Raw genomic sequence first — 19,009 nt, forward strand, 5'->3', positions numbered from 1 at the left:
TAAACATTATCGATTCTTAAAAATGGGTTAAAGCTTGTCTGCCATACATTTTAATTTCTCTTCGTAGGACTTTAATCCTTCCTTGAAAACCCGGATTGCTTCTTCAAAAGTGCCGTAGAATTCTCCTCCCGAGGCATTGAGGTGACCTCCTCCATGAAAGAAATCGGCTGCGAATTCATTACAGGGGAAAGATTTCTGGGAGCGGAATGAGAGTTTGATAAGATCATCATCTTCCCGAATAAAGGTGGAGAAGAAAATACCCTTGATACTGAGAGGATAATTCACGAAACCCTCAGTATCTCCCTTGCTGAAACGAAACTGAGCCTGGTCTTCCTTGGAGAGATAAAGAAGTGCCGAATGCAGTTCTGGATACACTTCCATTCGTTGCGATAAGGTGAATCCAAGCAGGCGAAAGCGTTCTTCGGAGTAATTGTCGAATACCAGTGAATAGATGGCATCCTTATTGATGTTTTTTCGAAGTAACAGGCTGATGATCTCAAAAATCTCGGGATCGTTTGAATTGTATGTGAAACTGCCGGTGTCGGTCATCATACCGCAATAGATACATTCCGCCTCTGCCTGTGTCACCTCCTCATATTTTCCCGCCTGCAAAAATAATCTGAACAGGAGTTCGCTTGTGGATGATATTTCGGGATGTGATATTGTAATGTCGAAATTTTCTCCGGGAAGAAGATGATGGTCAATCAGGATTTTTTTTGCGGGAGATTTATCCAGGAAAGGGGCCATATCTCCCACTCTTTTGGATATGTTGTAGTCCAGCGAAAAGATGAGATCGGCATGCATGAGTAGATGTTGGCCGGCAGCGGGGTTATATTCATATACTTCAATTTCCCTGGCTCCCGCCATCCATTTCAGGAAATAGGGAAACGAGTTGGGTACAACGATCTTTACGTTTTTGTTTCTTCTCTTCAGGAAATGGTAGAGTGCGAGTGAAGAACCCAATGCGTCGCCGTCGGGAGAGCGGTGGGTGGTGATGACGATCTTTTCCGCCTTGGCGATGGAATCCATCACCTGCTCTACTTTTTGGGGCTGAATCACATTTGAGATCGATACTGTGGAATTCATTTTTGTCTCTGTCATTTGATAGGGCGACAAAATTACTAAAAATTTAGCGAAAAGGCGCCTTTTTCCGTTACATCGTGTACCTCTATGCCCAGGGCTCCACACTCTTGTGCTATTCTGAGGGCCGCATAACGGGGTAGTGAGCTGTCCAAGACAATCTTCGTGGGACGAAACAGGAGGAGCAACTGTCCGGTATCAAAGGATGCCTGCTTTGAGAGGATCAGAATATCTAAAGGATACTGCTTATCCGCATGATAAATAGTGAAATCCGCATCCGATAGCAGGAAAATCCGCTTTTCAGGATGAGAGATGAAACTGTTTTCCGGGATCTCTGTAAAATGTCGTTTGTTATTATGAAAGATAGCGATCTCACTTTGGCCGGGACTATTGAAGACGGTGAGTTGCCGCGGCGGGAGGGTCAGGTTTTTGTAAGTGAGTGTGAGTTGAAAGAGCAGTAAAGCTGCCAGGGAGGTAATAAGCGTTCGGCCATGGCGTGAAAAAAGAAACCGGGTAAAAGAGTAAATGAACAGCAGTAGCAGTATAAGTTGGAGAAAGGATATTTTTTTGCCGGCAATCTGGGCAAAAGGGATTGACTCGGAGATGTAGACGATTCTCAATAATAGTTCTATCAGGTTTTTTTCCACCCATTGAAAGAAAGTATACAACACCGTGATGAGATCCCATTCTAAGGAACGGAGTAATCCAAAAACAATAAGAGGAAAAGTTACATACATAATGATGCCGACCAGAGGCGCGACCAGCATATTGGTGATGAAAAACCAGGTGGGGAATGTGCCGAAATGGTAAAGTACCAGGGGAAAAACGCCTAACTGCGCCGCTGTGGTGATACAGAACAGATTCCATATATATTTCACAACTTTGTTCGGGGGGCGGTAGAGCCGGTTTAGTGACGGATTAAAAAAGAGGATCGCGAACACGGCGGCAAAACTCATCTGAAATCCCGCGTCGAACAGATAAGATGGCTGGAAAATGAGAATAAGAAACGCTGCCGCGGCCAGTGAATTATAGGTAAATCCGCCACGATGATACAGTTTTCCCAAGCCAAACAGGGTAAGCATGACGGCCGCGCGGACGATTGATGCCGACATCCCCACTGTGAACACAAATGCCCACAGGGTTAAAATAACCAGCCATTGACGGACAATGAATCCGTAGCCGCTTTTTCCAAAGAACGAGAACAATAGGTTGAGAAGTGCATACATGATTCCCACGTGTAGGCCGCTTAATGCCAGTACATGGGCTGTCCCCGATGCCCTGAAAGCCTCTTGCAGATCGTTGGAGAGGTGTTCCTTGTAGCCGAGGGTAAGTGCGCAGATAAATGCGTATGCGTCGTTTTCCAGGTCGAATGAACGATAGAAGTCGAGTGCCCTGGCCCTGAACCGTTGAGTCATAATCGGGATGCTTTTCGTCTCCCTGCCGGTCCTCCGCCAGTCAACCGCGGGAATATAGCCTGCCCCTGCAAACCCTTTGTTCCTCATATATCCGGCATAATCAAAATCATCCGGATTGCCAAAATTCCTGAATGGTTCTACTTTGGACAGAAAGACTATTTCATCGCCGGGATTCAAACCTCTGGCTTCATCGGTTTGCTCTAAATAAAGAATCACCTTCTTTGCTCCGGGAGAGGCTGTTCTTACGTTGACCGCGATACTCCGCGGTTTCACCTCCGGGATGTCGAGCACCACACCGAGGTCATATTGGTTGTAACCCGCAGGAGAGAGTTCCGCGGACTCAACATGCTGCCGGAACTGGTATAGAGACAGGGAAAGGATGAAGAGGCAGACACCGGCTCCGAACAGCCATCTGAGCCTGAATTGGTCGTCCGGGCGGATAAAGAATGATAACAGCATAAGTGACAACCCGGCCAGCGCTACCGGTAACGATACGGATAGAATTCCGGGAAAAATAGCTCCCGCAATGATACCCACAATCAAGGGAAGCAAAAGGCGGAAAAAAGGTGTTTTTCCGATCAATGCATTCATAAAGATCAGGCTGGTTCGTTAAGCAATAGATAGGGCAATAGATAGGCGGAAACATTTCTGCTGCATTATGCCATGGTGAATGCTCCGTGAAAGAAAAGCCGGACACCTCCTTTTTCTCGGTAAAAGGCTATTTCACAGCATTTTTAATTGGTGGATGGTTTCCTCGGGATGCTCAGAAGAGAATACGAAACTACCGGCAACCAACACATCGGCACCCGCATCCACCAACTTTTTGCCTGTTTCCAGATTGATTCCACCATCCACTTCAACCAGGGTAGAAGTTTGCCGCCGCAGGATCATCTCTTTGAGCATGGCTGTCTTCCTGATGGAATGCTCAATAAATTGTTGCCCGCCAAACCCGGGGTTTACTGACATCAAAAGTACCATGTCCAGGTCGGGAAGGATATCCTCGAGTACCGAGACGGGGGTATGCGGATTCAGTGTGACAGCCGGCTTCATCCCTTTTTTCCTTATCTCCTGTACCACCCGGTGCAGGTGTATACAAGCCTCGTAATGCACATTCATGTAGGTCGCGCCCGTGGCCGCGATTTCATTGATGAACTTTTCAGGTTGCACGATCATCAGATGGACATCCAGCGGTTTTTGGGTCGCCTTTTTCAAGAGATCGATCACTGGAAATCCGAAGGATATGTTGGGCACGAAAACTCCATCCATGATATCCAGGTGGATCCAATCGGCCTGGCTGCGATTCAGCATTTCGAGGTCTCTCTCAAGGTTCATAAAATTAGCCGCCAACAGCGACGGCGCTACCATTGTGCCCATATGTTTCAAAGTTTGTAGATTCAAAGTTAGTAAAAAATGATCACAGGGCAAAATCGTCTTTTTCTTCTCTTGAAGGAAAAAATCAAAATCAATTTCAAAGGCCTTACTTTCACCGGGTTGTAAAGAAGGAGTAATCGCCTAGGACATCCCTGTTCATATTGGCTACCGCTTTTGCCGTACTGCCTGAAACCGGAGTTCCGGCCACTTCTGTGACATCGGCGCCATCAAGACTGACAGGTATTCCCCATCCGTCTGTCGTTTTAGGCCCATAGAGGTTGGATTCGGATGTGTTAAGATAGAAATCCCCGATATTGCCGAGGCTGGCAGGTGGAGCGACCATACCTCTGTAAATAGTGTTTCGGTGGTCACCTTTGACCGTTTGGATTCCTTGCAGATCCTGTTCGTTTTGCGAACTGTCACTTTCTCCTAAAATTACACCGGTAGTAAATAATGCGCCCACACCTGCCGCACTCAAAAAAAGAATTACTTTTTTCACTTCGCTTGATTTTTAATAAAATGTCATTCACCAAAGAAAAGGCATTCGCAAACATAATAGGGATGGGGGTTGAAATGGTAGGATTTTTCATTCGAAAATTTGTACAAATCACGCATTAACAAAAAATCTATTTGCATTATTTGTGCAGGAAATAAGTTTAAATGATTGATATTGAGAAAACAAAAAGTGCAATTTCACCGGGAGTTGTCCGCGGTCATACCGGTGCTGCACGGCCGGTGGCTAAACGCCGGTATTGAGATGGAGTTACTTTGGTGTGTTTTTTAAAGAAACGTGAGAAATAAGCGGCATCGTAGAATCCGCATTCCGCCGCTATGTCTGCAATAGATTTATCCTCTGACCTCAATTTCTTCTTGGCGTAGTCGACACGTATATTAGTAATATATAGAGATGATGTGTGTCCAGATATGGCATTCAGTTTCCGGTTAAGTTGCGAAGGGCTTATACACAGTTTTTCCGCAAGTGCTATCGAGGAAAAGTCGGGATTATGCATTTCACGGTAAATAATATCTGTTGCCTTCTGGAGAAATTCCATATTGACATCCTTTACCGGGGGAGCATCTTCCTTGAAGATTGTGCGCATGTATTTTTTCTTGAGTAGCCGCCGGTTTTCGAGCAACGTTTCAATCTGTACCAGCAATTCCTCGGGATGGAACGGTTTTCGTATATATGCATCCGCGCCATGCTTCAACCCTTTCAGTTGGTCGTCCATGCCACTTCTTGCCGTCAGCAGAATTATGGGGATGTGGTTTAGCAGTTCCGAGTTGCGAATGTCGTTGCAGAATGTCAACCCGTCTTTGTTCGGCATCATGATATCCGAAATAATTATATCCGGAACCAGTTCGTTGGACAATTTCAAACCTTCCTCCCCGTCCCGTGCCATTATGGTGTTGTATTTGGGCGAGAGGAGCGCTTTTATGTAAAGTACCACATCTTCACTATCTTCAATCAGCAGGATCGTCGCCTTCACACTTGTTTTAGGTGATTTTCCCTTTTCGTGTGACCTTACAAGCCGGCTGTTTCGTTGTGCTATCCGGGTGGCTTCGGTTGGGAGGGGTTGTGGCCTCTCCTGCGGCTTCCATACCGGCAAAATCCATTCTTCCGATTGTCGCAACGGTAATGTTACGGTAAATACGGACCCTTTTTTTTCCTCGCTCTCTGCCGTTATTTTTCCGCGCATGATTTCCACCAGTTGACGGGTATAATTTAAACCGATGCCACTTCCTCTTTTTTTATCGGATTGACCGCTCTGATAAAAAAGTTCAAAAATCCGCTCTATCTCTTCTTTCGCAATGCCTTTACCGGTATCGGTGACTTTCAGTACGACCTCCTTGTTTTTGACCGTTGAAAGCGATACCGAGACCTCATCACCCGGGAGGCTGAATTTCAAAGCATTCGACAATAGATTTTGCAGGATATCATCGATGTAGTGTGGCACAAAATCCATTTCAATAACCGGTTCGCTACAGGAAAAATAGAACCTGATATTGTTGCTTTGCGCGTACAGGCGGAACGAATCAACCATCATCTGCACATAAACGCATATATTTCCTCTTTGCCATTCAGGGTTGTCCATGCCCGCGTTTATTTTTGCCATGTTCAGCAATTGATTTACCAATGTAAGCAAGTGTGTGCCCTGTCGGTCTATGGCTTTAAGGTAATAGCTGGACTCGGCCTGAGTGGAATTTTTCTCTTCCTGTAAATGTCTGCTTAAACCCAGGATTACGGTGAGTGGCGTGCGGAATTCGTGGGTGATGTTTGTGAAAAAATTGGTTCTTAACTGGGTGAGCCTCTGGAGTATCTTGTTGCTTCTGGTGCGATGCCTGTAAGCATAAAAAAGAGTCGCCGACAAGAGTATGAGGAGGGAGACAATGATAAAAGAAGCCGTGAGGATAATTTTTTTCTGCCGGGTTTCCATCTCGTTGCGTATGTTCAGTTGGGTTATGTATTGTCTGTTTTTATCCCGCTCGTAGTTTACGCGTGTGTCGATGATATGATTCATTTTCTGTGCATTACGGACACTGTCTTGATAAGCCTCGCTGAGTTTGTAATTCTTTAGTGCGTCGGAGAAATTGCCCTGCTTTAGGTTATATTGATGCAACAGGTCATATGTTTGCGAAAGATGTTGCGGCGATTCAATGTGGTTCGCTGCTTCTTTTGCCAGATCAATCTGTTTTTTGGCTGCCGCAAAGTCATTTTTCGCCAACCGGATGCGTGCTATCGCCAGGCAGGCCTCCAGCCAGTGCCATGTGTCAGAAATATTACCCATGATTTCGTAAGCCTGTTGGTATTCAGATTCCGCTTCATGGTAGTGCTCCTGCAATTCGTGGATATGGCCGAAATGGATATGGCACAAGCCGATTCCCAACTGTGATTGGGCAATCTGGTTTTGCTCCATGGAATACTGATAATAGGTAAAGGCTGAATCATACATCTGTTTTTCCTGGAAAATTACTCCGATATTGGCGTAATTCATCGCTTGTCCTACCGGGCTGTTCAACGCTTTTTCTTCCGCGAGCGCTTCACGGAGCAACTTTTCGGCTTCATCGTAATTGTCGAATGAAAGATAAATGTTACCAATGCCGTTCAACGCCATCACACGGTTTTTCCTGCCTTTGTATTCATTTCTTCCGGAATAGGATTCGGCCATTTGCAGTGCCTGGTAATGATACCCGGAGGCTTCCGCGAAGTCTCCTATCCGCCGGAAATCGGTCCCCAAATTATTCAGGGCTTCCGTAATACCGAGGGTGTCTTTTATATTGTAGGCGGCAATCAATCCCTGTTGATGATACGAGATGGCATTCGAGAAATCGGACATCTGCCGCATCCGTTTCCCTAACTCCCTGCAGAGTATGGAAATGGCCACTTCGTCCTGAGAAGCAATACGCTCTTCCAGCAATATACGCATAGAGTCGGTAGGGAAATCCTCTGATATCTTATCTTCCCATTCCTTCTTGTATTCTTCTGAAAATTGTTGTCTTTTATCGTCTTGCGCACATGAAAAAGTTAAGAATAGGACAAGCAAGATTACACCTGTTTTTAAAAGAGCAGATATCCCGCTGAAAACGCAGACAGCGTATTGAGTTGAAAATCCTAATGGTAAGCGCATTCCCATGATTTATTGTGCAAATGTAATCAAAATATCAAATCCGCAAACAAGACCTGAAATTTTAACTAATAAAAAGAAAGAAACCGGCAGGGATATAAATGAAACCTATTTTTTATTTCAAATACCTATAAGTAGGGATAAAACCGCGCTACTTGTGGTTATTGTTATTCTTTTACTAATTTTGCGTCGGAAAAGGAAGAGCTAACTGTTAGAACCAAGAATCAAGAACCAAGAATCAGTTTAAAAACAATGTGTTATCCGGAATCCGAAGTCGTTTTTCAACATGAGAGCATTGGGCAAATTGGCGAATAAGAGCCAGAGATAAGGCCGATGGTTTTATTTCAGCGGTCATACCTGCTGGTTTGTTCGGATTCTTTTTTTTGTTTCGCATAACTTGCCTTCCGAGAAACTGTTTTGAATTTCACGAGAAATCATATCACACTTGTTTTCCACTCTTTCATCTTGTTTTTTGCCCTTTTCCCCGCCTTCGAATTTTCACTTCTTTCAAGTAGCCCGCCACATTGCAATAAATGAAATTCCAAATCCATCGAAAAATGGTTAAAAGACAATGGATGAAAAAATTCAAAACAGTTTCTAACTTATTTGGTAAGATTAGAACGCTCGCAAAGACCTTTTTATTGCAACAGGTTGAAAAAAAAGCAAAAAACACTTTTCATCAAACCTTTTTACATATCTTTGTCGTGATTTAATTATAAAAAAGAATGAAAATGAGAAAACTAGTTTATCTTTTTATTGCTGTTAGCGCGCTTTTTTCGTGTCAAAATAACAATAAATATACAATCCAGGGTACCGTAACCGGTGATGCTTATGAAGGAACCAGCGTTTATTTGCAGCAAATGACCGAGAATGCGATGGTGGCAACCGATTCGGCTATTGTCCAAAATGGGACTTTCTCTTTCTCGGGAATGGCTGATACCGCGGTGCTTCGTTTTATCGCACTGGATGAGACTGTGGATCCGCAACAAGAACGCAGAATACCGGTATTGGTGGAACCGGGCAAACTGGAAGTGACTTTCGATACCGTAGTTACGGTAAAAGGCACAAAAATAAATGATGCTTATACCAATTTCAGGTTGCAACAAAGAGAGCTGGTGCAAAATATCAGAAGTATTATAGGACAATACAACAGCCAAAATGCGGCAGGCACAATGACTGAAGAGCAGGATGCCCAATTGCAACAATCTTACGAAGAAATCAATAAGCAATTGACCGATCTCAATTTCAATTTTATCAAGGATAACATTGATAATAAACTGGGCGAATTTGTTTTTCAAAACTCTTCTTCCATGTTTGAGGCAGAACAGCAAAAAGAGATCCTTGATCTTGCCGGCGAAGAATTCAAATCCACAGAGAGGATTCAACGTGTGAGAAAGAGACTTGAAAATCTTGAGAATGTGGCCGTGGGTAAGAAATTTGTTGATTTTACTTTGAAGGATACTGAAGGGAATGAGGTTTCTCTCTCCGATTATGCCGGTAAAGGGAATTATGTGTTGGTCGATTTTTGGGCTGCCTGGTGCGGACCTTGTCGTCAGGAGATGCCTAATGTTGTTGCGGCATATGACAAATATAAAGCAAAAGGATTTGAGGTGGTAGGCGTGTCGCTTGATCAGGAACATACACGTTGGGTACAGGGAATCAAAGATTTGAACATGACCTGGCCGCAAATGTCCGATCTGCAGTACTGGGACAGTCCGATAGTGGATCTGTACGCTATACAGGGAATACCCCATACTATACTTCTTGACAAAGAAGGCAAGATTATTGAAAAGAATCTGAGTGGGAAAGCCCTGGATGCCAAATTGGCTGAGTTGATGCCTTGAGAGAGCGGGTATAAACCCTATATGCCTCTTCGCTGGAAACCGGCAGAGAAGAGAGTCTGTCTCACTAATTTGAGGCAGGCTTTTTTTATATTTATAATTCAAGTTTAACCCAAGGGCTGATGTATGTGCAGTCATCGTGGAACAAATGTATTCTTTTTATTGTTCTAATGATTGTTCTTCTAGAAATTCTAATATGCTATAAATATCAATGGTTCCACTAAAGTTAGATATTTGCATTTTAATTTACTATTTCAAGTTTTATTGCATTATTCGCTTATCGAAATAGTGCTTAGTAGTTCCATACACCGAAATAAAAAAATAGAATAATCATATGAAACAACTCAAAGTACGTCAATTAGCCTCACAAAAAATCCATATAAAAGAGGAAACCCGAAATTTTTATAATGGAATTTTTATTGATTTGGGAGAGTTGGTCATTTTTTCCATAAACGTAATAAAACAATTTTTTCGTCCGCCTTTTGAGCATAGGGAATTGATAAAACAAGGCTTTCTGCTGGGGAATAAATCTTTCGCCCTGGTGGGTGTGACCGGTTTTATAATGGGATTAGTATTAACCATGCAGATGAATCCGGTTTTAGCGGATTTTGGCGCTCAAACTTTATTGCCGAGTGCTATTTCTGTGGCAATGGTGCGTGAGTTGGGCCCGGTGATAACAGGACTTATTTGTGCGGGGAAAATGAGTTCCGGTATTGGAGCCGAGATTGCAGCCATGAGAGTAACCGAACAAATAGACGCCATGGAAGTTTCGGGAACGAATCCTTTGGGTTTTGTGGTTGCCAGCCGTGTGTTGGCAACAACCGTAACTGTTCCTCTCCTGGTTATTTTTGCCGATGCATTCAGTTTTTTGGGAGCCTTTCTTGCTGTAAATGTTTTCGAAGACACCTCCGCTACCCTGTTTATTGACAGAGCTTTTGCCATGCTGGGTTTCCGGGATCTGATCCCCGCTACCATAAAAACACTCTTTTTTGGTTTTTTTATCGGACTGATAGGTTGCTATAGAGGTTATAACGCGGGAATAGGAACAGAGTCGGTGGGAACCGCGGCCAATTCGGCGGTGGTAGTGGCTTCCCTTACTATTTTCGTGATAGACTTGATTTTTGTTTTAATCACCAATATTCTCTGATTTTGTATGGAAAGGGAAGAGGTAATTGTGGTAAAGGAGCTATGTAAATCTTTCGGGGATAAGCGTATCCTTCGGGGGATTGATCTGGTGCTGCATAAGGGTGAGAATTTGGGTATTGTCGGCAAATCGGGCACGGGAAAATCGGTACTTACAAAATGTATAGTGAGATTAATAGAGCCTGATGCGGGTGAGATCAAGGTCCTTGGAACTGATGTCCTGGCTTGTGATACTATTGAACTGAACGAGATAAGGAAAAAAGTGGGTTATCTTTTTCAAGGAGGTGCGCTGTATGATTCAATGAGTGTAAGGGAAAACCTGCTTTTCCCGATAAGAAGAACCCAATTTATAGATAAAAAACAAGATAGTGACGAATTGGTGGAAAAATCCTTGAGAAGTGTGGGGTTGTTGGATGCCATAGACAAGATGCCCGCAGAATTATCGGGTGGGATGAAAAAAAGAATAGCTTTGGCAAGAACCCTGATATTAAAGCCTGAGATTATTCTATATGATGAGCCTACCACCGGTTTGGATGCCGTCACATCAGGAGAGATCAGTGAGCTTATCATCAAAATAAGGGAGGAGTATAATACTGCATCCATTATCATTACCCACGATATGAAATGCGCCAAAATTGCTACCGACACAATCAGAATTATGCAAGAAGGGGTTTTTGTCGTGGAGGGTACGTATGATGAGCTAAGCAGGAGTGCGGATAAAGAAATACGTGATTATTTTATATAGTAATAAAAAAGATAACAGACAGTTATGAAGAATACAAAAAAAGCTTTGCGCTTAGGTATTTTTGTTGCAGCGGCATTGATTTTATTTGTTGTGGCCGTATATTTAATAGGGAGCAAGGGAAACTTGTTCAGCCCTACCAAGGATGTGTTTTCATCATTTAAAGATATACGGGGTCTGGTGGAGGGAAACAATGTCAGGTTTGCAGGCATCAATGTGGGTACGGTGAAAAACATTCGCATTATATCCGATACCTCTGTTGTGGTGACAATGTCAATACGTGAAGATTATTCAAAGTATATTTATAAGAACTCCAAAGTACAGATCGGACAGGAAGGTTTGATGGGGGGAAAGATCGTGCTGATCTCTTCCGGAACTCCCGAAGCGGGGGTAATTGAGGATAATGACTTCCTGGCTGTGGCCGAGGGACTGGATGTGCAGGGGATGATAGCCCAGGCCCAGACGATGCTTAGGGAAGCCACCCAAACCGTATCGAATCTTAATTCGGTGACTGATAAAATCAATGAAGGCGACGGAGATATAGCCCGTTTGTTGAATGGCAATGATTTAACTACCCAGTTGGGCATTGCCGCCCGTAAGTTGAATAGCTCGATGTCCGACGTGAACGAAATAACGAGGAAAGTAAGCAATGGACAGGGAGATTTAGGTAAGCTGATTAGCGACGATGCCATTACAGACCAGTTGTCAGGCATCATGGAAAACCTATATGCCACCTCCGTAAAAGCCGATGGAGTTGTTGGCGAGTTGCAGCAGACAGCGCATGCTATAAATTATGGAGAAGGTGTTTTACCCCGCTTGCTTCACGACAAAGAATTGGGATTGAGTGTGGATACGGCCCTCACAAGGGTGGACAAGGGTGTTTTTGAGGTTACCAGAGCAGCCGAGACCATAGCAGACAGTTGGATCTTCAGGTTGTTTTCGAAAAAGAAAAAAGATGTCAACAAACCGCCCCAATCTGTACCCGTGAAAAGGCAGTCCAAAGAGTTTGAAGTTCACCCGGGAGATACCATCATAGTGCCGATGACGGAATCGGCCGATCCCGAAATAAAAAGAAGCGAAAATTGAATGGGTGAACCCTTGGCTTAACGGAAATATTCATTCCCTTCGGGTGTTTAATGATTATTTTAAACATGCCGGTTTCATGTTAAATTCTTTCAAAGTTGGGTAAATTCATCTTAGCCCATACCCTGAAACTGTTTTCAATACGAAATTTATATCTACTTTTGTAAAAAACAATTCGTATGGCATTACATAGAAAGCAGTTTTTTTTTCTTTTTTGGATTCTGATGCCGGCTCTGTTTGTTACAGCGCAGCCGCTGTCGGCTCAAAACAGGAAATTTACCGTTGTGATTGACCCCGGTCATGGGGGTAAGGACCCCGGAGCTGTAGGATCGAGTTCCAAAGAGAAGGATATTGTACTTTCGGTAGCCCTGAAGCTGGGGAAGCTCATCGAGAATAATCATCCCGATGTGAATGTTGTATATACGCGAAAAGAGGACCGGTTTGTGGAGCTGAATCGCAGAGCCGGGATTGCCAATAAGGCACATGCCGACCTGTTTATATCGCTTCATTGTAATGCTCTCGACCGCAGGAGGACATCTCCACAGGGAGTGGAGACTTTCGTGTTGGGGTTGCACAGGAGCAAAGACAACCTGGATGTTGCCAAGACGGAGAACTCGGTGATTATGTACGAGGAGGACTATTCAGTCAAGTACGAGGGGTTTAATCCGAATGAGCCGGAGTCTTATATTATTTTTGAATTCATGGCCAATGAGTTTCTCGACCGGAGTGTTTATTTCGCCACTATGGTACAGAACCAGCTGGTTACCAATTCGAAGAGGATCAACAGGAATGTCCGTCAGGCCGGATTTCTCGTTTTGAGGCAGGTGGCCATGCCAAGTGTGCTCGTGGAGTTGGGATATATCAGTAACAGGGAGGAAGAGAAATACCTGCAGAGCGGGAGCGGCCAGAGTTCGCTCGCAGCAAGTATTTATAATGGCTTCAAAGAGTATAAGCGGGAGTACGATAAGAAGAGTTATGTGTTTACTAACGGTGGAGCACAGCATCCGCAGTCCCAGGAAAGCCCCCTGCCGCCTCAGGCGGTGGGTGGAAAAGAATACAGGGTCCAGTTTCTTACTTCATCCAGGAAGTATGAGAACGGTGCTTCGGTGTTCAAAGGGTTAACCCCTGTCGACTATTATACCGATGGCAAGACTTATAAATATACATATGGGCGCACAACCGATCCTGAAGAAAGCCGGAAATTATTGCGCAAGGTGCGGAAGAATTTCAAAGATGCTTTTATTATCGAGTTCGAAAACGGAGAACGGGTGAAATAAACAGATTTTCAATATATGAGAACCAAATTAAGCAGGAATGCTCTTATCGGACTGGCTTTTATCGCCAGCCTTGTCATGATTTATTTCGGGATCAATTTTCTGAAAGGGATGAATGTTCTCAAAAAACAGAATCAGTATTATGCCCTGTTTGACGACGTGTCGAAGTTGTTGATCTCATCACCTATCTATGTGAAAGGTTATCAGATAGGGCTGATCAATAAGATCGAGATGGTGAGTGATGATCCGATGCGTTTCTCCGTGGGGCTTAACCTCTCGGAGGACATACGGATCCCGAAAGGGAGCCACCTCGAATATGGTCTCGACCTGTTCGGGGCCTCTACGGTAAATCTCATAATGGCAAAATCCGATGTCTATCTGCAAAAGGGAGATACCCTTACGGGCGGAAAAGAGGCCGGGTTGATGGACGGTGTGGCGACTGTGATGCCCAAGGCCGATTCCATTCTGCTAAGGGTGGATTCATTGATCTATTCTCTACAAAAAATCGCGGCCAATCCTGGCTGGGAACAGTCGATTAAAGGGATTGGCAGTACGGTGGAGCAACTCCATCACTCAAGCCAAAGCCTCAACAGGATGATTGCTCCCCTGGAACGGGAACTCCCCGAGATCAGCAGGAATCTCACCGCTGTTTCTTCAGATTTGAAAGAGGTCAGCAAGGAACTCAGCGGGATGGATATGGCGAGCACGTTCGCGTCTATCGATGAGACAGTAAACAACCTGAAACTACTCACAGCCAAAATCAATAGTGACGATAATTCTCTCGGGCTGCTGCTGAACGATACCAAACTACATGATAGCCTCAATGTGACAATTGATACGGCAACCAAATTGTTAGAAGATATTCGGCAGAATCCGGATCGTTATTTGACCATACGATTACGTCTTTTCTAGAGGACGAAAGTTTTGGATTGATACCCTTCCGGTAATTTAAATAGAATTATTCTAAATAATGCCTTGTCCGGGAATGGAGGTGAACTCTTTGGTTTGATCGAAGCTAAGCAGCAATATCGTGCCTTTTTGGATAATCGTAAAGTAATTGCAGGCTTTTTATATCCTATTGTCAATCAGTCCTGTTTAATATTGATTCACTATTTAATTGTCTGATATATAATACCTTGGTTCTATTTTGTTGATAAATAGGGTTTTTTTGGAATGAGAAAAATACTCACCTGAAGTTTATTTTTTTATCTCGGTTTTTTTTTGAAAATTTGTAATCCGTTTGCGAAAAAAAAAGATCATTTTTACCAATGAATAAAGATTGCCGACTTTTATGGAATAATTGTTTGAATGTCATCCGGGATAATATCCCCGAACCGGCTTTCAATACGTGGTTTTTACCCATTATTCCGCTAAAGTATCAGGATCATGTGTTTACGGTTCAGGTTCCAAGCCAGTTTTTTTATGAGTATCTGGAAGACAAATACCTTGATCTTATCCAGCATACACTCTACCGTGAAATAGGAGAGGGGACTATCCTCAATTATCGTATACTGGTGGAGACAGAAAATAACACAGCCGTTGAACTCCGGGGGGAGACCAAGTCTTACGCGGGGGGAGTTGACAGGAATGCTGCCGGCAAGGTGTCTTCGAAAGTGCCCAGCCCTTTTGACAGGGTGGAGACTTCGGAGTTCGATTCCCAGATCAATTCCAAATATACCTTTCTCAATTTTTTTGAAGGCGAAAGTAATCGCCTTGCTCGCACAGCTGCCGAAGCGGTCGCCTTGAACCCGGCAAAGACGGCGTTCAATCCGCTGTTTGTGCATGGTTATTCCGGCGTGGGAAAGACCCACCTTTGTCATGCCATCGGATCAAAGGTGAAGGACCTTTATCCCGATAAGAAGGTGCTTTATCTTTCCGCCCATCTCTTTAAGGTGCAATATACCGATGCGCGCCGGTTCAATACGATCAATGACTTCATCAACTTTTACCAGAGTATTGATGTGCTTTTGATCGATGATATCCAGGAGCTCGCGGGTTTGGAGAAAACGCAGAACACTTTTTTCCACATTTTTAATCACCTGCATCAGAATAACAAGCAGTTGATCATGACTTCCGATTGTCCGCCTATGGATATGCAGGGGGTGGAAGAGCGGTTGCTTACCCGTTTCCGCTGGGGGCTTACTACCAAGCTGGAGCGTCCCGACAAGGAACTCCGAAAGAAGATCCTTCAGAACAAAGTCCTCGCCGATGGACTCATCATCCCGGAAAACGTGATCGAATTTATTGCCGAGAACGTCACTGAAAATGTGCGTGACCTGGAAGGAATTGTGGTCTCCCTGATGGCGCATTCCATCATCAATAATCGTGAGATTGACCTGGCGTTGGCACGGCGGGTGGTAGAACAAAGTATTAAATTCGAAAAGAAACGTATTACCGTGCAGAAGATCCAGGATATAGTCTCTGACTTCTATCATGTGAAAAAAGAGCTTATCCATTCCGCATCCCGCAAGCGTGAAATAGTGCAGGCACGCCAGGTGACTATGTATTTTATCAAGAAACATACAGAATTGTCACTTTCACAGATCGGGGCCCAGGTGGGTAACCGCAATCATGCAACCGTGCTTCATGCCTGCAATACGGTAAAGGATTTCTATGAAGTAGACAAAGGATTCCGATCCGATATCGATGAAATCGAAAACTTGCTTAATTCATAAAAGAGGAGCTGTTCTTATTCTTTTTCTCCTCTTTCCCGGATATTATGCATCGTGCGGCATTGCCGCAACGATAAAGGTTGCCGTAATAACCGATATTCATTTTCTTGATAAAAGCCTGGTCGCGGAGGGGGAAGCACTCTCCGCATATGAGAGGTCGACCGGTAGAAATATTGCCGATTTGCATGCTGTGCTGGATACGGTATTGGTCGATTTACTCAAAGAGTCACCCGACCTGTTATTGGTGACGGGTGACATTACCAATCACGGCGAGAGGCAAAGCCATCTTGGTTTTATAGAAAAACTCCGTTTGTTACAAAACCGGGGAACCCGTGTTCTGGTAATTCCCGGCAATCATGATATCAATATCCCCGACGCAAAAGCCTATCGGGGTGACAAGGCATCCCCCACCGAAACTATTTCAAAAGAGGAATTCACAGAGCTATACGCACCCTTCGGTTATTCGGACGCATTGAAAAGGGATGAGGCCTCACTCAGTTATCTCGCCGGGATAAACGATTCCCTTTGGTTTCTCTGTTTTGACACCAACCGCTATGAAGAACATACCACAAAATCTATTACCGCTGGTCGTCTCCTTCCTGCAACAATGGATTGGGCCATTGATATTCTCCACCAGGCAAAAGATAAAGGGGTAATGGTGTTGGGAATGATGCATCATGGCCTGGTGGAGCATATACCCTATCAGGCTGCCTTCTTTCCGCAGTATCTGATTGATGGGTGGGAAAAGAATGCCGCTCTTCTTGCCGATGCCGGCCTGAAAGTAGTTTTTACAGGACATTTTCACGCCAATGACATCACCATGCATACCTCTTCCGCCGGAAATGTTATCTATGATGTGGAGACTGCTTCGTTGGCACAGTATCCTTTTGCCTACAGGCTGATGGAGTTGACCGATACTGCCCTTTCTATCGATACCCGTTTTGTGACTTCTCTCCCGGGTAATCCGGACCTGGCAGCGATATATCGTGATAAACTGGAGGCTATAACCCGGCGCGTGGCCGAAAACAGGTTGGAAGAATTGGCTATTCCTATCCCTCAGGAGATTATCGAGGCCCTCACAGATGTGATTGTGAAGTTGGGCCTGATGCATATGAAGGGTGATGAAAAGTTGGATCCGGAGATGAAGGAAGCGATCCGCCTCTTTGCCGGGCAGATGGGAAGTGAAGCCGATCCCGAATTGTTCCTATTCGATTTCCCGCCGGAAGACAACCGGGTGGTGATACCCCTTCAATAAAGTGGAAAAGTGCCCGGCTGGTTTGGTGCCCGTAAGGGGTGGAGGACAGTGAATGAAAATGGGATGAAACAGTTTGATCCATTGATGATTTGTATGCAACCGGGTCGTTTGGAGGCCGGATGTGATGAAGCCGGGCGTGGTTGCCTGGCCGGCCCCGTTTTTGCCGCCGCGGTGATCTTGCCTGATGATTTTCATTGTGACGGATTGAATGATTCCAAACAGCTTTCGGAAAAAGAACGAGATGAATTGCGGAAGATCATCGAAGAAAACGCGGTGTGTTATGCCGTGGAAAGTTGTTCCCCGGAAGAAATTGACGAGATCAATATCCTGTGGGCTTCCGTAAAAGCGATGCATCGGGCATTGGCTCGGCTGCAGACATCCCCTGAATATATTTTGGTGGACGGCAACCGTTTTCGTCCCTTCGGTAATATCCCCCATAGCTGCGTGATAAAAGGTGATATGAAATACAGGTCTATAGCCGCCGCATCGATTCTTGCAAAAACATACCGCGATGAATATATGCGACAGCTCCACGGAAAATATCCCGCGTATGAGTGGTGCCGTAATAAAGGATATCCCACCAAGGCGCACCGGGAGGCGATAGCCCGATACGGAATTACACCCCATCACCGGAAAAGTTTTCGCCTCTCTGAGCAGCAGTTGACATTGGTTTTTAAGTAAATCGGCCAAACAAAATCTTGAAATTTGAAATTTTGAATGAACAATCTATGCGGTTAAAATCTATGTGGTCAAATTCTAAAGTCTTGTCCATGATTCAAAAATCCTGTTGCTGGAACGTTACATATCCTCCCCTTTTGAAGGTAAATTGTAAAAAGTAGTTTAAACAAAAATTAAAAGTAGTTGTTGTAATATAGAAATTGAGACCGAATGGAATTGTCTCAGAGATTAAATAACATTTATGTAGAATCACTAAAACTTCAAGAAATGAAAAAATTTTTGTTTAGTACTTTATTGGTTTTTGCCTGTTCTGTAGGGGTGGCTACCGCGCAACTTCAAAAAGGGAGTACGTTGGTAGGTGGTGGCATCGCAGATTTGAGTATGGGATTGGGTGATGAAAATGTTTTCAATATTACTTTGACCCCGCGTGTGGGATATTTTATCCAGGATAATGTCGCCATTGGAGGCAAGGTAGGCCTTACCTATACGGCACAACCCGGAGAAGATGCCTATGGGTATAGTGTGAATGCTTTCGGCCGTTATTATTTCGGGCCGGACGAATTTGACACACTGCTGAAGCAGGGCCGTTGGTTTTTAGAAGCCGGAGCAGGAGTCGGTGGCGCCAGAGGTGTTGATCTGGGTTTTAATGTGAACTTTGGCCCCGGTTATGCCTATTTCCTGAGCGATAATGTAGCTGTGGAAGCGTTGTTGCTTTATAACGGGACGTTTGGAAATGGCAGTTCCAACGGATTGTCTTTGAACGTAGGCTTCCAAATCTATTTCCCAAAATCGTTGTATAAAAATCTCAAATAAAATCTGACGATCTGAAGGC

General features: G+C 44.4%; 15 protein-coding genes. 10 read left to right on the forward strand and 5 right to left on the reverse strand.

Annotation, left to right across the window (positions count from 1 at the left end; translation table 11 throughout):
* Positions 1 to 27: 27 nt before the first annotated feature.
* The 5 genes from D7D25_RS05840 to D7D25_RS05860 all read right to left on the reverse strand — a co-directional run bounded on the left by D7D25_RS05840 (position 28) and on the right by D7D25_RS05860 (position 7,492).
* The gene (locus D7D25_RS05840; RefSeq protein ID WP_370453838.1) at positions 28 to 1,101 is read right to left on the reverse strand and encodes a bifunctional oligoribonuclease/PAP phosphatase NrnA; all 1,074 of its coding nucleotides are present in this window, start codon (positions 1,099 to 1,101) and stop codon (positions 28 to 30) included.
* A gap of 20 nt (positions 1,102 to 1,121) precedes the next feature.
* Complete coding sequence (locus tag D7D25_RS05845; RefSeq protein WP_122968025.1) at positions 1,122 to 3,086, reverse strand: ComEC/Rec2 family competence protein; 1,965 nt, start codon at positions 3,084 to 3,086, stop codon at positions 1,122 to 1,124.
* A gap of 132 nt (positions 3,087 to 3,218) precedes the next feature.
* Positions 3,219 to 3,869, reverse strand: coding sequence for a ribulose-phosphate 3-epimerase (rpe, locus tag D7D25_RS05850; RefSeq protein ID WP_122968026.1), 651 nt, complete (start codon positions 3,867 to 3,869; stop codon positions 3,219 to 3,221).
* Positions 3,870 to 3,978: 109 nt separating this feature from the next.
* Positions 3,979 to 4,365 carry a hypothetical protein gene (locus tag D7D25_RS05855; RefSeq protein WP_122968027.1) on the reverse strand — a complete coding sequence of 129 codons (387 nt, stop codon included), beginning with the start codon at positions 4,363 to 4,365 and terminating at the stop codon, positions 3,979 to 3,981.
* A 214-nt stretch (positions 4,366 to 4,579) separates the two neighbouring features.
* The gene (locus D7D25_RS05860) at positions 4,580 to 7,492 is read right to left on the reverse strand and encodes an ATP-binding protein (RefSeq protein WP_158602549.1); all 2,913 of its coding nucleotides are present in this window, start codon (positions 7,490 to 7,492) and stop codon (positions 4,580 to 4,582) included.
* Positions 7,493 to 8,220: 728 nt separating this feature from the next.
* Here D7D25_RS05860 and D7D25_RS05875 point away from each other — a divergent pair.
* The 10 genes from D7D25_RS05875 to D7D25_RS05920 all read left to right on the forward strand — a co-directional run bounded on the left by D7D25_RS05875 (position 8,221) and on the right by D7D25_RS05920 (position 18,990).
* Positions 8,221 to 9,333: a TlpA disulfide reductase family protein gene (locus tag D7D25_RS05875; RefSeq protein ID WP_158602550.1), complete on the forward strand. Its 1,113-nt coding sequence runs from the start codon at positions 8,221 to 8,223 to the stop codon at positions 9,331 to 9,333.
* 331 nt (positions 9,334 to 9,664) lie between these two features.
* The gene (locus D7D25_RS05880; protein WP_122968032.1) at positions 9,665 to 10,477 is read left to right on the forward strand and encodes an ABC transporter permease; all 813 of its coding nucleotides are present in this window, start codon (positions 9,665 to 9,667) and stop codon (positions 10,475 to 10,477) included.
* A gap of 6 nt (positions 10,478 to 10,483) precedes the next feature.
* Complete coding sequence (locus D7D25_RS05885; RefSeq protein ID WP_122968033.1) at positions 10,484 to 11,218, forward strand: ABC transporter ATP-binding protein; 735 nt, start codon at positions 10,484 to 10,486, stop codon at positions 11,216 to 11,218.
* 24 nt (positions 11,219 to 11,242) lie between these two features.
* Positions 11,243 to 12,301, forward strand: coding sequence for an MlaD family protein (locus D7D25_RS05890; protein ID WP_122968034.1), 1,059 nt, complete (start codon positions 11,243 to 11,245; stop codon positions 12,299 to 12,301).
* A 176-nt stretch (positions 12,302 to 12,477) separates the two neighbouring features.
* The gene (locus tag D7D25_RS05895) at positions 12,478 to 13,575 is read left to right on the forward strand and encodes an N-acetylmuramoyl-L-alanine amidase (protein WP_122968035.1); all 1,098 of its coding nucleotides are present in this window, start codon (positions 12,478 to 12,480) and stop codon (positions 13,573 to 13,575) included.
* Positions 13,576 to 13,590: 15 nt separating this feature from the next.
* Positions 13,591 to 14,484 carry an MlaD family protein gene (locus tag D7D25_RS05900; protein WP_122968036.1) on the forward strand — a complete coding sequence of 298 codons (894 nt, stop codon included), beginning with the start codon at positions 13,591 to 13,593 and terminating at the stop codon, positions 14,482 to 14,484.
* 356 nt (positions 14,485 to 14,840) lie between these two features.
* A complete protein-coding gene (gene dnaA, locus D7D25_RS05905) occupies positions 14,841 to 16,247 on the forward strand; it encodes a chromosomal replication initiator protein DnaA (RefSeq protein WP_122968037.1) in 1,407 nt (468 codons plus the stop codon).
* Positions 16,219 to 17,499, forward strand: coding sequence for a metallophosphoesterase (locus tag D7D25_RS05910; protein ID WP_122968038.1), 1,281 nt, complete (start codon positions 16,219 to 16,221; stop codon positions 17,497 to 17,499). Before dnaA ends, D7D25_RS05910 begins: the two co-directional genes overlap by 29 nt.
* A 63-nt stretch (positions 17,500 to 17,562) precedes the next feature.
* A complete protein-coding gene (locus D7D25_RS05915; RefSeq protein ID WP_122968169.1) occupies positions 17,563 to 18,180 on the forward strand; it encodes a ribonuclease HII in 618 nt (205 codons plus the stop codon).
* A gap of 264 nt (positions 18,181 to 18,444) precedes the next feature.
* Positions 18,445 to 18,990 carry a hypothetical protein gene (locus tag D7D25_RS05920; protein WP_122968039.1) on the forward strand — a complete coding sequence of 182 codons (546 nt, stop codon included), beginning with the start codon at positions 18,445 to 18,447 and terminating at the stop codon, positions 18,988 to 18,990.
* Positions 18,991 to 19,009 lie beyond the last annotated feature (19 nt).

It is taken from the genome of Proteiniphilum sp. X52, from assembly GCF_003712195.1.
GTDB lineage: Bacteria > Bacteroidota > Bacteroidia > Bacteroidales > Dysgonomonadaceae > Proteiniphilum.

What these genes read in the sequence shown, in the direction of transcription:
- D7D25_RS05860 (WP_158602549.1), bottom strand. Translation starts at nt 7,492, where the DNA reads ATGCGCTTACCATTAGGATTTTCAACTCAATACGCTGTCTGCGTTTTC.
- D7D25_RS05840 (WP_370453838.1), bottom strand. Translation starts at nt 1,101, where the DNA reads ATGACAGAGACAAAAATGAATTCCACAGTATCGATCTCAAATGTGATT.
- D7D25_RS05885 (WP_122968033.1), top strand. Translation starts at nt 10,484, where the DNA reads ATGGAAAGGGAAGAGGTAATTGTGGTAAAGGAGCTATGTAAATCTTTC.
- D7D25_RS05875 (WP_158602550.1), top strand. Translation starts at nt 8,221, where the DNA reads ATGAGAAAACTAGTTTATCTTTTTATTGCTGTTAGCGCGCTTTTTTCG.
- D7D25_RS05880 (WP_122968032.1), top strand. Translation starts at nt 9,665, where the DNA reads ATGAAACAACTCAAAGTACGTCAATTAGCCTCACAAAAAATCCATATA.
- D7D25_RS05845 (WP_122968025.1), bottom strand. Translation starts at nt 3,086, where the DNA reads ATGAATGCATTGATCGGAAAAACACCTTTTTTCCGCCTTTTGCTTCCC.
- D7D25_RS05900 (WP_122968036.1), top strand. Translation starts at nt 13,591, where the DNA reads ATGAGAACCAAATTAAGCAGGAATGCTCTTATCGGACTGGCTTTTATC.
- rpe (WP_122968026.1), bottom strand. Translation starts at nt 3,869, where the DNA reads ATGGGCACAATGGTAGCGCCGTCGCTGTTGGCGGCTAATTTTATGAAC.
- D7D25_RS05910 (WP_122968038.1), top strand. Translation starts at nt 16,219, where the DNA reads ATGAAATCGAAAACTTGCTTAATTCATAAAAGAGGAGCTGTTCTTATT.
- D7D25_RS05915 (WP_122968169.1), top strand. Translation starts at nt 17,563, where the DNA reads ATGAAACAGTTTGATCCATTGATGATTTGTATGCAACCGGGTCGTTTG.
- dnaA (WP_122968037.1), top strand. Translation starts at nt 14,841, where the DNA reads ATGAATAAAGATTGCCGACTTTTATGGAATAATTGTTTGAATGTCATC.
- D7D25_RS05920 (WP_122968039.1), top strand. Translation starts at nt 18,445, where the DNA reads ATGAAAAAATTTTTGTTTAGTACTTTATTGGTTTTTGCCTGTTCTGTA.
- D7D25_RS05890 (WP_122968034.1), top strand. Translation starts at nt 11,243, where the DNA reads ATGAAGAATACAAAAAAAGCTTTGCGCTTAGGTATTTTTGTTGCAGCG.
- D7D25_RS05895 (WP_122968035.1), top strand. Translation starts at nt 12,478, where the DNA reads ATGGCATTACATAGAAAGCAGTTTTTTTTTCTTTTTTGGATTCTGATG.